Source organism: Vibrio sp. Evd11, assembly GCF_900382755.1.
Classification (GTDB): domain Bacteria; phylum Pseudomonadota; class Gammaproteobacteria; order Enterobacterales; family Vibrionaceae; genus Vibrio; species Vibrio lentus.
Genome location: NZ_OSDX01000002.1, coordinates 90,674 through 103,421, shown reverse-complemented (window position 1 = coordinate 103,421; position 12,748 = coordinate 90,674). Strand labels below are relative to the sequence as shown.

At 46.4% G+C, this 12,748-nt stretch carries 10 protein-coding genes; 1 reads left to right on the top strand and 9 read right to left on the bottom strand.

Going from position 1 to position 12,748, the window contains the following annotated elements:
* Window positions 1-118: 118 nt before the first annotated feature.
* Window positions 119-898 (top strand): TSUP family transporter, encoded by a 780-nt coding sequence (locus tag ED652_RS01250; protein WP_122053250.1) that lies wholly within the window; start codon window positions 119-121, stop codon window positions 896-898.
* Here the strand turns inward: ED652_RS01250 and ED652_RS01245 are convergent.
* The 9 genes from ED652_RS01245 to gltB all read right to left on the bottom strand — a co-directional run bounded on the left by ED652_RS01245 (window position 849) and on the right by gltB (window position 12,467).
* Entirely contained in the window at window positions 849-1,694 is an 846-nt protein-coding gene (locus ED652_RS01245) for a LysR family transcriptional regulator (protein WP_122053249.1), read from the bottom strand. The two genes, ED652_RS01250 and ED652_RS01245, sit on opposite strands and share 50 nt — an antisense overlap.
* A 110-nt stretch (window positions 1,695-1,804) precedes the next feature.
* On the bottom strand, window positions 1,805-2,386 hold the full coding sequence (locus ED652_RS01240) for a flavodoxin family protein (RefSeq protein WP_017100275.1): 582 nt from the start codon (window positions 2,384-2,386) through the stop codon (window positions 1,805-1,807).
* Between the two features lie 241 nt (window positions 2,387-2,627).
* On the bottom strand, window positions 2,628-3,245 hold the full coding sequence (locus ED652_RS01235; RefSeq protein ID WP_017100513.1) for a TRIC cation channel family protein: 618 nt from the start codon (window positions 3,243-3,245) through the stop codon (window positions 2,628-2,630).
* 74 nt (window positions 3,246-3,319) lie between these two features.
* Window positions 3,320-4,180 (bottom strand): vitamin B12 ABC transporter substrate-binding protein BtuF, encoded by an 861-nt coding sequence (gene btuF / locus ED652_RS01230; protein WP_122053248.1) that lies wholly within the window; start codon window positions 4,178-4,180, stop codon window positions 3,320-3,322.
* A gap of 1 nt (window position 4,181) precedes the next feature.
* Window positions 4,182-5,135, bottom strand: coding sequence for a cobalamin biosynthesis family protein (locus tag ED652_RS01225; protein ID WP_122053247.1), 954 nt, complete (start codon window positions 5,133-5,135; stop codon window positions 4,182-4,184).
* 10 nt (window positions 5,136-5,145) lie between these two features.
* The gene (gene mtnN / locus ED652_RS01220; protein WP_012603226.1) at window positions 5,146-5,841 is read right to left on the bottom strand and encodes a 5'-methylthioadenosine/S-adenosylhomocysteine nucleosidase; all 696 of its coding nucleotides are present in this window, start codon (window positions 5,839-5,841) and stop codon (window positions 5,146-5,148) included.
* A 127-nt stretch (window positions 5,842-5,968) separates the two neighbouring features.
* Window positions 5,969-6,397, bottom strand: a complete 429-nt coding sequence (locus tag ED652_RS01215) for a DUF1499 domain-containing protein (protein WP_102360854.1) — start codon at window positions 6,395-6,397, stop codon at window positions 5,969-5,971.
* A gap of 177 nt (window positions 6,398-6,574) precedes the next feature.
* On the bottom strand, window positions 6,575-7,987 hold the full coding sequence (locus ED652_RS01210; RefSeq protein WP_009848402.1) for an FAD-dependent oxidoreductase: 1,413 nt from the start codon (window positions 7,985-7,987) through the stop codon (window positions 6,575-6,577).
* Between the two features lie 16 nt (window positions 7,988-8,003).
* On the bottom strand, window positions 8,004-12,467 hold the full coding sequence (gltB, locus tag ED652_RS01205) for a glutamate synthase large subunit (protein WP_122053246.1): 4,464 nt from the start codon (window positions 12,465-12,467) through the stop codon (window positions 8,004-8,006).
* Window positions 12,468-12,748: the final 281 nt, after the last annotated feature.

Here is a 12,748-nt window from a genome sequence, read left to right as displayed (position 1 = left end):
TATCTGGTGATGGCTAAATGATGAAAATTTGGAATAGGTTACAATCTTGTGTTTCGTTGTTGATTGTTTGCTCACGGTGGTAAGTTGTCGCTACACGAGAATTTAAGGCGTTGGGTATATGGAAATCACTCTAGAAATATTGGCTATCTTGTTTGTTGTTGCAACGGCGGCAGGCTTTATTGATGCAATGGCTGGCGGCGGTGGATTATTGACTCTACCAGCATTGCTAGCGGCAGGAGTACCACCAACGCAGGCACTGGCCACCAATAAACTTCAAAGTTCTTTTGGCAGCTTCTCCGCCAGTTGGTATTTCGTACGCAATGGTATCGTGAACATAAAAGAGATGCGTCTTGCCATTCTCTGTACCTTTATCGGTTCTGCAATTGGCGCCGAGTTAGTCCAGCACATTGATGCGAGTTTACTGACTAGCGTGATACCGCTGCTGCTTATCGCTATCTCTCTCTATTTCCTGTTAGCCCCCCAAACTAGAGCGTCTAAAGGAAAGCAGAAGATCTCTGAGGCAATGTTTGCTTTGTGTATTGGTGGCGGTGTTGGCTTCTACGATGGCTTTTTTGGCCCAGGAACAGGTTCAATTTTCACGGTATGTTTTGTTGCTATCGGCCATTTCTCTTTAGTGGATGCAACGGCACGCACCAAGATACTTAACTTCACATCGAATATAGCCGCATTGATCTTCTTTATTTTGGCTGGCTTGCCAATTTGGGAATTAGGATTAGTGATGGCAGTTGGTGGCTTTATGGGCGCTCAACTTGGCGCTAAAGTAGTGGTGACAAAAGGGCAGAAGTGGATTCGCCCCCTTGTGATCGTGATGTCGATGTTAATGGCATCTAAACTGCTTTGGGAACAGCATCAACAATGGATTCTATCAGTATTTTAACTCGCGGAGATTGATAGCTGTTCGGCCTTACACAGATATGAATAGGTCGAATTAATCCCTCTAACTCTGGAAAGCTAAACAGGTATTGAGGCTCAATATTGAGTGTCTTTACGATAGAGAGCGGGATCAAAGCCGGGCCCGTTCCTCCCAACGCTAGCTGGGCTGCTGCGGTGTAGGCATCCATCTCCATCAAGGGTTTGATGCCGAACTTTTCAAGCACAGATAACTGATACGAGTTTGCTGGATTGGTCATATCGTTAGTGATCACCCTTGGAGGAAGCTCCGTTAACGGCGACTTACTTACTATGTAAAACGGCTCATCAAACAGGTGGAATGTCATCAATCCATGATGCGGCGGCAGTAAACCAGCACACAACCCCAAAGTCGCCTTGCCCGATTGCACTCGCTCGATAATTCTTGGTGTATGGTTAGTGGTGATGGTGATGTATTTATCTTGCTGGATAAATTTCCCCATCATTTTACCTAGATAACCTGCGATCAAAGATTTAGAGCTATCTAAGGTAATAAGGGTGGTGTCTTCCAACTCTTGTTGCTCGTAGATAAGCCCTCTAAGTTCATTGAATGCTGGGCCAATACTTTCGATGAGCGCGATCGCATCCGGCGTCAGTTTTATCTGTCGGCCACTCGGTTCTATGAGTTTCTTACCTAACTTCTTCTCTAAATTAGCAATCCGTTTGCTGACCGCTGATTGGCTGATATAAAGCAAACTGCCAGTGCGGCTCATGGTCTTTGCTTTGCTCAACACCAATAGAGTTTCGATTCCTTCGAGTAACATTGAGTGATATTCATGAAAGTTGGGAATGATTGTACCAAGTTACCTTAAACGCCATTCATTCTCTAGTCTGAGCTCATAGATATCAGACAAGCTAGGAGCTTTGAAGCTAGCTAGGTTCTTTTAACTAGGCTAGCGATGCGTTGCCCAAAATAGAAAGCGGTTTTAAGATCATTACTATGGATGTGATTATTGGTGCTCTCAGCCGTCTGATCATCACTGGCGACCAAACCAATACTAGAACCGGTGCGATTCAAACCTAAGTCATCGATATGCTTTGAGATATCAAGCCCTGCCCAAACCATGCCATGCTGACAAGCCAGAGTGAAAAAACTTAACAAGGTTTGTTGTTGTTCACCGTTCAGGCTACCACCAGTAGTGAAACCTGCAGCGAGCTTATTTCGCCATGCTTTCTTACAGTAGGTATCACTGCTCGCATCCATAAAGCTTTTAAACTGTGCGGCAGGTGAGCCCATGTAAGTTGGAGCACCAAAGATAATCGCATCACAGCTGTCTAATGCGTTGAGCTTGTCGTCATTGTCATACCTTCCTTCGACTATTTCAGACGAGAGGACTTCAATGAGCAGTGCTGAGTCAGGTTGTTGAGTGTTAATACCTTCAGCGATTGTCTCAGCGACTTGCTTGGTTGCTCCATTCTTAGAGAAGAAAACAATGCCTACTTTATTGATACTCATCTTGAGCTCCCTTTTACCAATGTTAGTAAATAAATTAGTTTATAAAGTTATTTGTTTATTAATATAGCCTGTGAATTGGATAAGTAAACAAAAAAGATTACTAACATAGTAATGAATGAGCTAACTAGAGTGTTAGGAAAGGAAGGGATCTTTGAATAATGGAAATAGAGGGGATAAGTGATTTGAAAGCGAATTAAAAAAGGCTCCTTTGCGGAGCCCATTTCTATTTTGTAACGCTAGCCTATTTGATAGCGAAGGTTGGCAATGACAAGTGCCAGCGAATAGCGCCAAGCCTAATTAATAGTGTCGTAAACACACCGGCTAAAAAGGCAGTTTCTGAGTCGTGCCCCATGGTAATTGCCATGGTATGGAAAGCGCCGCCAATGATACAAGCCGTTGCGTAGACTTCACTTCTTAGGATCATTGGGACTTCACGAGCAAGTACGTCACGGATAATACCGCCACCACAGCCTGTGATCACACCCATGATAATAGCAACCAATGCAGAATCTTGATAAATCAGTGCCTTCTCAACACCAATGCCAACAAACACCGCTAATCCAATCGCATCACATACTGGCAGGATCCACCAAGCCAGACGCTTTGGACGCCTTACTATAATCATGGTCAGTAAGCAGGTGGTAATGATGACCCAAAGGTAGGTGGTATCGGTGATCCAAAACACGGGAGTTGCACCCAATGCCATGTCACGAATTGTACCGCCGCCAATCGCGGTTACACTGCCTAAAACAGCGACACCAAAGGGATCCATCTTAAGACGGCCAGCGACAAATACGCCTGAGACAGCAAAAATGGCAGTGCCAAATAAATCGATAATATAAAGCAGCATGGAGTCCATGATACTGGTGCTCTTATGGTTGAAATTGTAGGGACAGGTCGGTGGCGAATTGTACGAAAAAACGCAGCAAATAGTTAGTGATTTTGCCTAGCTCTATCGAAGAAATCGCACACTTGTTGGATCGCTTTCAAAGTTCTTGTTGTCGGACGATTAATCCAATCAGAATTGAGTGACCAAATCTGATTTTGAGCGACTGCCGGGATCTCATCTTGCCAAGTTTGCCACATGGTTCCATTCTCAATCGCGTGCTGAGAAGTGAAGATCACTTGCGGCTTCCTTAATACAACTTGCTCAATGCCAACTTGCGGGTAAGGGGAAGCACTGTCTTCGAAAATATTGTGGCCGCCACAAAACTCAAACACCTCACTTGGCCAGTGCCCTTGAGCAACAGTGATGATCGGCTTTTCACTGAGCTGATAAAAGTAGTCTACGGGTTCGGCATCTTTATATTTTAGTCTCAATGCGTTGAGTTGTTCTTTGTATTGCTTGGCATTATTTTCGCCAATACTCGGATCACTGGAGTATTGGCTGAGTTGTTCAATATTGGTCGCAATGCTGTCTAGGCTTTTAGTTTTCGAGTAGTAAATATTAAACCCAAATTGCTCTAGTTTCGCGAGTTCTCTGGGCGGATTCCCAGCTGGCCACGCGAGAATCAGATCGGGTTGCAGGGCGATGATCTTCTCAACCTTGATGCCTTGGTAATTCGCCACTTTCTCTAGCTGGTCAGCTTGTGGTGGGTAATCACTTCGCTCACTCACCGCAATCAAGTTATCACCTAAACCAGCACTGTACGCAAGCTCGGTTGCGTGAGGAGCAAGGCTGATAACACGTTCGGCTGTTGCTACTTCTGTCGCAAATGAAGTGGATGCCCACAAACTGAAGCCGAGAGTGAACGCGAGGGCGGTACATCGTGTAACAAGTTGAGAGGGTTTCACTTTAAATCCCTTGGTGAATAATGAGTAAGGCTAGGCTTTGTAAGAATATCCAAATCGCGATGCGACCAAAAAGCAGCTTTTGAACCTGAGATAAGTGCAGCGCTGAAGGTGCGATTCTGCCGCCTAATTTTGCTCGAATGGCTTTGGTATTGTCGTAAATAGCAGGACCGCCCAGTGACAGCTCAAGCTTGTTGCCGACAGCGGTAATCAACCATGCTGGGCCGGGTAATGGCCAAGAGCGACTCTGAACGAGCATCATCTTAAACGTGTGAGAGGCTTTATCACCGCATACGATCATTAGGGCAAATAAACGCATGGGTATAAACTCGAGGGTAGCGACGATTTTGATGGCTGTTGAGCCAAAAGGTGAGAACTGCTTACGACTTGGTGACCAAGCTCGAGCTAACTCGACAATCAGGCGATACAGCAACGCCGCGATGCCACCACCAATGGCGTACCAAAACAACACACAAACCACATTGCGGCCGTAGCCCATAATGATGGTTTCAGCTCCAGCTTTGCCGAGGCCAAGTGATGAAAGTGATTCGGTTTGACGATTGACAATTGGAGCCAGTAACTGGCGAGCGGCGGCTTTATCTTCTCGACCAAGTGCTTTGATCAGTTGGTTAGCCAGCTTTTCATTGTTACGCCAATCAATGGCGAGCAGTAACAAAGCCAGTTGGAACAGTTGAGTCTGCCAAACCAGAGGTTGCAGAGCCAAGAGAATAATCAGAGTTGGGAATACCATTAACCCCCAAGCTAATGTGCCAGAGATTAGGCTTTGGGAATAGTTTTGGTTGTTATTAACCTTGCTTGCTAAAATCTCAGCAAACTTATGCCATAAGATCGTGGGGTGTACGGCATGGGGGATAGGTAAAATCAAATGAAAAAGCAGTGCTCCCCACATTACAAGGAGCACGCCATTTGCAAATACCTGATCAAACAGTGTTTGCATGTCTAGTCGCTTACTTTAGTAGGGCAACCATCTTGATAACCATCTCAGAAGAGCTTTGCGCTGCTAGTGGCAGGAACTCTTCGAAACTCATTGGTGATTCTTTGTCTGCAACGTCAGAGATTGCACGAACAACCACGAATGGTACTTGGAATTGGTGACAAGCTTGAGCGATAGCAGATGCTTCCATTTCTACAGCAACCACTGATGGGAAGTGCTTACGGATGAACTCTTGGCGTTCTGCTGTACATACAAATGCGTCTCCAGTACAGATAAGGCCACGAACAGCGTGTTTATCTTCCATTTGTGCTAGTGCTTGTTCAGCAACAGCCATCAGTTTGTCGTCAGCTTTGAACGCTGCAGGTTGACCTGCCATTTGGCCGATTTCGTAACCGAAAGCTGTAACGTCTGCATCGTGGTGACGAACTTCAGTAGAGATAACCACATCGCCAAGGTTCAGTGTTGAATCAAAACCGCCAGCAGAGCCAGTGTTCAGAACGACATCTGGTTGGTATTCGCTTAGTAGGATTGAAGTACCAACAGCAGCTGCTACTTTACCAATGCCAGATTGAAGCAAAACAACGTCAACACCATTTAGCTGACCAGAGAAAAAGGTACAACCGCCTTTATTAACTTCAGTAATGTCTGAAATTGCTGCTTTTAGGATCGCAACTTCTTGCTCCATTGCGCCAATGATGCCGATTTTCATGTGTAGTCTCTTAATAAAAATTATTTAAACAGTAGAGCGAAATTGTAGCATGGAAGAGAAGTGTCGAGCGACAGCCCAGAAGCACTTCTCATCCGAATACAGACGATTTATCTGTGTATTCTTTTATCTATTTGATTAAGCCTTCGCTTTTCAAGCTAGCACGAAGTTGTTCAGCACGTTTTCGGTTCACACCAAAATCAGAATGGCCAGTACGAGATTCAGAACGCACGATCAGTTTGCCATCAGTGATCTTAAGCTCTAAGTCATCGACAAAGCGCATGATACGCGAGGTGCATTCAACACGTAGGTAGTCTTCCGTTTTACTGGCTGTTTTCGAACCTGGTAAGGTCAGCGCAACTTGCTCAATGGCATCTAAGTTTGCTGAATCTGATAACTCAAACGAGGCCAATGCATGCTGTTCACGGTCATCTTGAGTTGAAACGCAGTTTGGTTTGTCTCCACAAGGTGATGAAGTTCTGTCTTTCATGTCCGTGATTCCTTGGCTGCAAGCGGTTAGAGTTAAAAGAGATAGAGAAAGGAGAGCGGCTTTTTTCATAGTGTTTCCTATGGCTTGTTTTTAATTCTAATTGTAGTTATCGGTATTGGCTTATTTGTAATTGTTTTACGTATTTTCGTGATGCTTGTGATAAACGAATTTAATTCAAAAAAGGATCCATCATTGGATCCTTTTTTTATAGTAACGAATTGAGTAATAAAGGAAACCCTATACCAATCACACTTCTAGGTAGTCCAAGATCCCTTCTGCGGCTTTACGGCCTTCATCGATAGCGGTCACCACTAAGTCAGATCCTCGAACGGCATCGCCACCGGCAAATATCTTGCTGTTGGTGGTTTGGTATTGAAACTCTTGTTTGCCGGGAGCTTTGATGCGCCCCCATTGGTCGAGCTCTACACCAAATGGTTCTAGCCATTCCATCGCATGAGGTTGGAAACCAAACGCCATGATCACAGCATCGGCTTCAAGAACATGCTCACTGCCTTCAACGGGTTCAGGGCGACGACGGCCGGCCTCATCCGGTTCACCCAAGGCTGTTTTCACCACTTTTACGCCAGTCACATGACCGGATGAATCGGTTTCCAGTGCTAATGGTTGAAGGTTGAACATGAACTTCACGCCTTCCTCTTTTGCATTTTTCACCTCACGGCGAGAGCCCGGCATGTTTGCTTCATCTCGGCGATAAGCACAAACAACATTAGCAGCGTGTTGACGAATCGACGTTCGGACACAGTCCATCGCGGTATCACCACCACCAAGCACAACCACTTTCTTGCCTTTCATGTCGATGAATGGCGTTGGGTTATCCAGTTCCATGACCTTGTAGGTATTGGAAACAAGGAAGGGTAGGGCATCATAAACGCCCGGTGCTTCTTCGTTGTCTAACCCAGCACGCATATTTTTATAGGTGCCGACACCTAAGAAAACGGCATCATAGTCATCGACCAGTTGTTGCAGTTGAACGTCTTTACCGACTTCGGTATTCATCTTAAATTCGACACCCATACCACTAAAGATACGGCGGCGGTTTTCCATGATGCCTTTCTCTAGTTTGAACGATGGAATACCAAACGTCAGTAGGCCTCCGATCTCTGGGTAGCGGTCAAATACCACGGCCTTCACACCGTTTCGAACTAAGATATCCGCTGCAGCAAGGCCTGCTGGGCCTGCGCCGATGATAGCGACCTTTTTGTCGGTCCATTCAACGTGAGACATATCTGGCTTCCAGCCCATCTCAAACGCTTTGTCGTTAATGTACTTTTCAATATTGCCTATCGTTACTGCGCCGAAATCATCATTGAGGGTACAAGATCCTTCGCACAGTCGATCCTGAGGGCAAACTCGTCCACACACCTCAGGCAAGCTGTTGGTTTGGTGAGACAGTTCAGCCGCTTCGATAATGCGTCCTTCATTGGCAAGCTTGAGCCACTGAGGGATGTAGTTATGAACAGGACATTTCCATTCACAGTAGGGGTTACCACAGTCTAAACAGCGGTCGGCCTGTGCCTTAGCTTGTTGTTTCGTGAAAGGTTCGTAGATCTCTACAAACTCAATCTTACGTATCTTGATTGGTTTCTTCGCTGGGTCTACGCGATTCACATCAATAAATTGGTATACATTCTGGCTCATGATTGGCTCCTTCCAATTATTGCGCTTGAACACGAAGTTCAGCAGAGCTGCGGCTTTGGTGACCGAGCAAGGTGTTAAGATCCGCCGTCTTCGGCTTCACTAGGTAGAACTTTGGAATCCATTCATCAAAGTTCGCCAGAATAGCTTCAGCGTGTACTGAGCCTGTTTCTTCTAAGTGTTCTGCAATTAAGCCACGCAGATGTTCTTGGTGGATAAATAGGTCAGACAGAGAAAGTGCTTCGACCGACTCGTTGTTCACTCGGCCTTGGAAGTCTTCATTCTTATCCATCACATAAGCAAAACCACCCGTCATACCGGCACCGAAGTTCACTCCGGTTGCGCCAAGAATGGCAACAATACCGCCTGTCATGTATTCACAAGCGTTGTCACCTGCACCTTCAATCACCGCAACGGTACCTGAGTTACGTACGCCAAATCGCTCGCCTGCAGTACCCGCAGCGAACAGCTTGCCTCCGGTTGCGCCATACAAGCAGGTATTGCCGATGATGGTCGCTTCGTTACAAGTAAAGGCTGTGCCTTGGTGAGGTTTGATTACTACTTTGCCGCCCGCCATGCCTTTGCCGACATAGTCATTGGCATCACCAGTTAGATACAGCTCTACGCCGCCGGCGTTCCAAACCGCAAAGGATTGGCCTGCGGTGCCATCGAGATACAACTTAATTGGTGAACCCGCCATACCTTGGTTACCGTAACGTTTGGCAATTTCGCCAGAGATACGAGCGCCAATCGAGCGATCGGTGTTGATCACGTTGTAGTAAAGGCTGGTGGATTGACGTTTCTCAATCGCATCTATTGCGTCATCAAGGATCTGTTGGTTGAGCTGAGCCTTATCAAAGGGTGCGTTTGGCTCGGTCCAAAACAGTGGGTGACCTTCTGGAGATACTGGAGCTTCGAGTATTGAAGATAGATCGAGTTTGCTCTGTTTCGCCGTGAGGCCTTGAACGGCTTCAAGTAGATCCGTGCGACCAATCAGATCAGTAAGTTTCTCTACGCCAAGTTCTGCAAGGTACTGGCGAACTTCATCGGCTAGGCCGGTAAAGTAGTTAACCACCATGTCTGGCAGGCCTTTGAAGTATTCGCGGCGTAGGGTTTCATCTTGAGTCGCAACCCCCGTTGCACAGTTGTTTAGGTGACAAATTCTTAAAAACTTACAACCCATTGCGACCATTGGCGCGGTACCAAAACCAAAGCTCTCTGCACCTAAAATCGCGCCCTTGATAACATCAAGGCCGGTTTTTAAACCACCATCGACTTGCAGGCGGATCTTATGACGAAGCCCATTGGCGACGAGTGCTTGTTGAGTTTCGGCTAAGCCAAGTTCCCAAGGACAACCTGCGTATTTCACTGAAGTCAGTGGGCTTGCCGCGGTACCACCGTCGTAACCGGAGATCGTAATCAAGTCGGCATAAGCTTTCGCCACGCCTGTGGCAATGGTGCCCACACCCGGTTCAGATACTAACTTCACTGAAACCAAGGCTTTAGGGTTAACTTGTTTAAGGTCGAAAATCAGCTGCGCCAGATCCTCGATAGAATAAATATCGTGATGTGGAGGAGGAGAGATCAGAGTCACGCCCTGAACTGAGTATCTCAGCTTAGCGATTTCTGCCGTGACTTTATGGCCCGGTAGCTGACCGCCTTCTCCTGGCTTCGCACCTTGTGCGACTTTGATTTGCAGAACATCCGCATTGGTTAAGTAATGTGGCGTCACACCAAAACGACCGGATGCTATCTGTTTGATACGCGAGTTACGATCTGTCCCAAAGCGTCGTGGATCTTCACCACCTTCACCAGAGTTGGAGTAACCACCCAAGCGGTTCATCGCCATGGCCAGCGCTTCATGAGCTTCTGGGCTCAAGGCTCCAATCGACATCGCTGCAGAGTCGAAGCGCTTAAAGAGATCGCTACTCGGCTCGACTTGTTCTAGTGGCAGAGGTTGATCGGCTTTTTTGAGGCTCATTAAGTCGCGTAGCATAGCAGCAGGGCGAGCATTAACTTGCTTCGCAAAAGATTGATAATCTGATGTTTCGCCTGTCTTTACGGCGGTTTGCAAGGTACTGACTACGTCTGGGTTGTAGGCGTGGTATTCGCCGCCATGTACGTATTTGAGCAAGCCACCATGTTCCAGTGGTTTACGTTTAGTCCATGCTTTACGAGATAGATTATAGATATCTTGTTGGAAGTCGCTAAAGCTAGCACCTTGGATACGAGTCGTTACACCACGGAAACACAAATCAACGACATCGGTATGCAAACCGACCGCCTCAAATAACTGTGAGCAGCGATATGAAGCAATTGTCGAGATACCCATCTTCGACATGATCTTATACAGACCTTTGTTGATGCCGTTTTGGTAATTTTGCAATGCAGTGCGATAGTCTTTATCTAATGAACCATCGTCCAACATTTTGCCCAGAGCTTCATAAGCGAGATACGGGTAAACCGCGGTGGCACCAAAACCAAGCAATACTGCAAATTGGTGTGGGTCACGTGCGGTTGCTGTTTCAACCACGATGTTAGCATCACAACGTAGGTTGGTGTCTGCGAGTCGAGTTTGTACTGCACCGACAGCCATAGCTGCTGGAACGGGTAGCTTACCTTTCTCTAAACCTTTGTCTGAAAGCACAACCAAAACGGCGCCGTCACGTACATCTTGAACCGCACGATCACATAAGTCGTTGATGGCTTGTTCGAGATCTTTTTCTGCTGGATCATAATGCATGCTAAGAACCGTATGACCATAATGCTTTTGATTTAATTGCAGAAGTTGCTGCATATCAGAATAAAGCAGAACGGGCGAATCAAACGTCACACGGTAAGCATGCCCATCGGTTTCACAGAACACATTCATCTCTTGGCCGATACTAGTTGCCAGAGACATCACGTGTTTTTCACGCAAAGGATCAATCGGTGGGTTGGTGACTTGAGCAAACTTCTGACGGAAATAGTCGGTAATGAGGCGCTCTTTAGAAGACAGCACAGCCATTGGCGTATCGTCGCCCATAGAACCGACCGCTTCTTGTCCCATGTCACCGAGTACACGCAGTACTTGGTCTGACTCTTCGTTGCTCATTGCAAACTGTTTTTGATAGGTCTTTAGGGTGTCATCATCAAAATTACGCTTACCGACTTGGTCATCTGCTAGTGCGGAAAACGGTGTTAATTTGTGAACGTTCTTATCCATCCACTCTTTATATGGGTGACGGCCTTTAAGGTCATTGTCGATCTCGTTCGACTGCCATAGCTTACCGCGACGCGTATCAATAACGAGTAATTCACCAGGGCCAACACGTCCTTTCTCTGCCACTTCGTCTGGCGCATAATTCCAGATACCGACTTCAGATGCCAGGGTGATCAAGTTGTCTTTGGTTATCACATAGCGAGCAGGGCGTAAGCCGTTTCTGTCGAGGTTACATGCAGCATAACGGCCGTCAGACAGTACGATACCCGCAGGGCCATCCCACGGTTCCATGTGTTTTGAGTTGAAATCGTAAAAGGCACGAAGCTCAGGATCCATGTCTGGGTGGTTTTGCCAAGCGGGCGGCACAAGCATACGCATCGCTCGGAACACATCCATACCACCGGCAAGGAATAGGTCGAGCATGTTGTCTAAGCTTGAGGAGTCTGATCCTGTCTCATTCACAAAAGGTGCGGCCGTTTGTAAATCGGGCAGCAGCGGCGAAGAGAATTTATAGGCACGAGCCTTGGCCCATTGACGGTTGCCTTCAATGGTATTGATCTCACCATTGTGCGCCAAATAGCGGAATGGTTGAGCCAATGGCCAACGCGGTTGTGTGTTAGTTGAGAAACGCTGGTGGAACAGACATATTGCTGATTCCATACGTAAGTCAGCAAGATCGAGGTAAAATCGCGGAAGATCGGCAGGCATACACAAGCCTTTGTAGACCATGACTTGAGTCGACAGGCTACAAATATAGAAATCTTTGTCTTCGTTGATCTGCTTTTCGATTCGACGGCGAGCGATATAAAGGCGTCGTTCAATATCGCGTTCACGCCAACCCGCAGGGGCCGAGATAAACACTTGTTGAATATTGGGAACAGAATCTTTGGCGATTGGGCCTAAAACATCGGTGTTGGTTGGCACGACACGCCAGCCCGCTACGGTTAAAGTCTCTTGAGCTAGCTCTTTATTGACGATGTCTTGCGCCGATTGCGCTTTGATTGGATCTTGACTGAAGAAAATCATGCCGACAGCGTATTGCTTGCCGAGCTTGAAGTTATTCTCTTCAGCAATAATTCTGAGGTAAGAGTCTGGCTTTTGTAGCAATAAGCCACAGCCATCTCCTGTTTTACCATCCGCGGCGATACCACCACGGTGTGTCATGCGATCGAGGGCTGAAATAGCAGTTCGTACCAACTTATGACTCGGTTGGCCTTCCATTTGCGCTATTAAACCAAATCCACAGTTGTCTTTTTCAAGACTAGGATCATATAGAGCCATTGCAATTCTCCCTTTTGCTTCGCTGTCATCCAGACAGTAAATGACTAACTATTCATGTACTTGTTATTTTTTATGAACTTATAGTTTGTTTTTAGCTAGCTAAAACGTTATTGGTTGTGTTAACAAAACCGATTGGTTTTATTTTCATCAGCTTTACAACGTATAGCTAATTGTGTTTAAGGTCAAGTTCATGGTTAATTATCATGTGTAAACGCGATTAGCCACGTAATAATCTAAAATAGTCGATGAAGATCAATGAGATATAAAAGCTAGATGTTAAC

Bases quoted from the DNA above. Each gene is read 5' to 3' on its own strand.
- ED652_RS01250 (WP_122053250.1), top strand. From the start codon at position 119: ATGGAAATCACTCTAGAAATATTGGCTATCTTGTTTGTTGTTGCAACG.
- ED652_RS01245 (WP_122053249.1), bottom strand. From the start codon at position 1,694: ATGTTACTCGAAGGAATCGAAACTCTATTGGTGTTGAGCAAAGCAAAG.
- ED652_RS01240 (WP_017100275.1), bottom strand. From the start codon at position 2,386: ATGAGTATCAATAAAGTAGGCATTGTTTTCTTCTCTAAGAATGGAGCA.
- ED652_RS01235 (WP_017100513.1), bottom strand. From the start codon at position 3,245: ATGGACTCCATGCTGCTTTATATTATCGATTTATTTGGCACTGCCATT.
- ED652_RS01225 (WP_122053247.1), bottom strand. From the start codon at position 5,135: ATGCAAACACTGTTTGATCAGGTATTTGCAAATGGCGTGCTCCTTGTA.
- mtnN (WP_012603226.1), bottom strand. From the start codon at position 5,841: ATGAAAATCGGCATCATTGGCGCAATGGAGCAAGAAGTTGCGATCCTA.
- ED652_RS01215 (WP_102360854.1), bottom strand. From the start codon at position 6,397: ATGAAAAAAGCCGCTCTCCTTTCTCTATCTCTTTTAACTCTAACCGCT.
- ED652_RS01210 (WP_009848402.1), bottom strand. From the start codon at position 7,987: ATGAGCCAGAATGTATACCAATTTATTGATGTGAATCGCGTAGACCCA.
- gltB (WP_122053246.1), bottom strand. From the start codon at position 12,467: ATGGCTCTATATGATCCTAGTCTTGAAAAAGACAACTGTGGATTTGGT.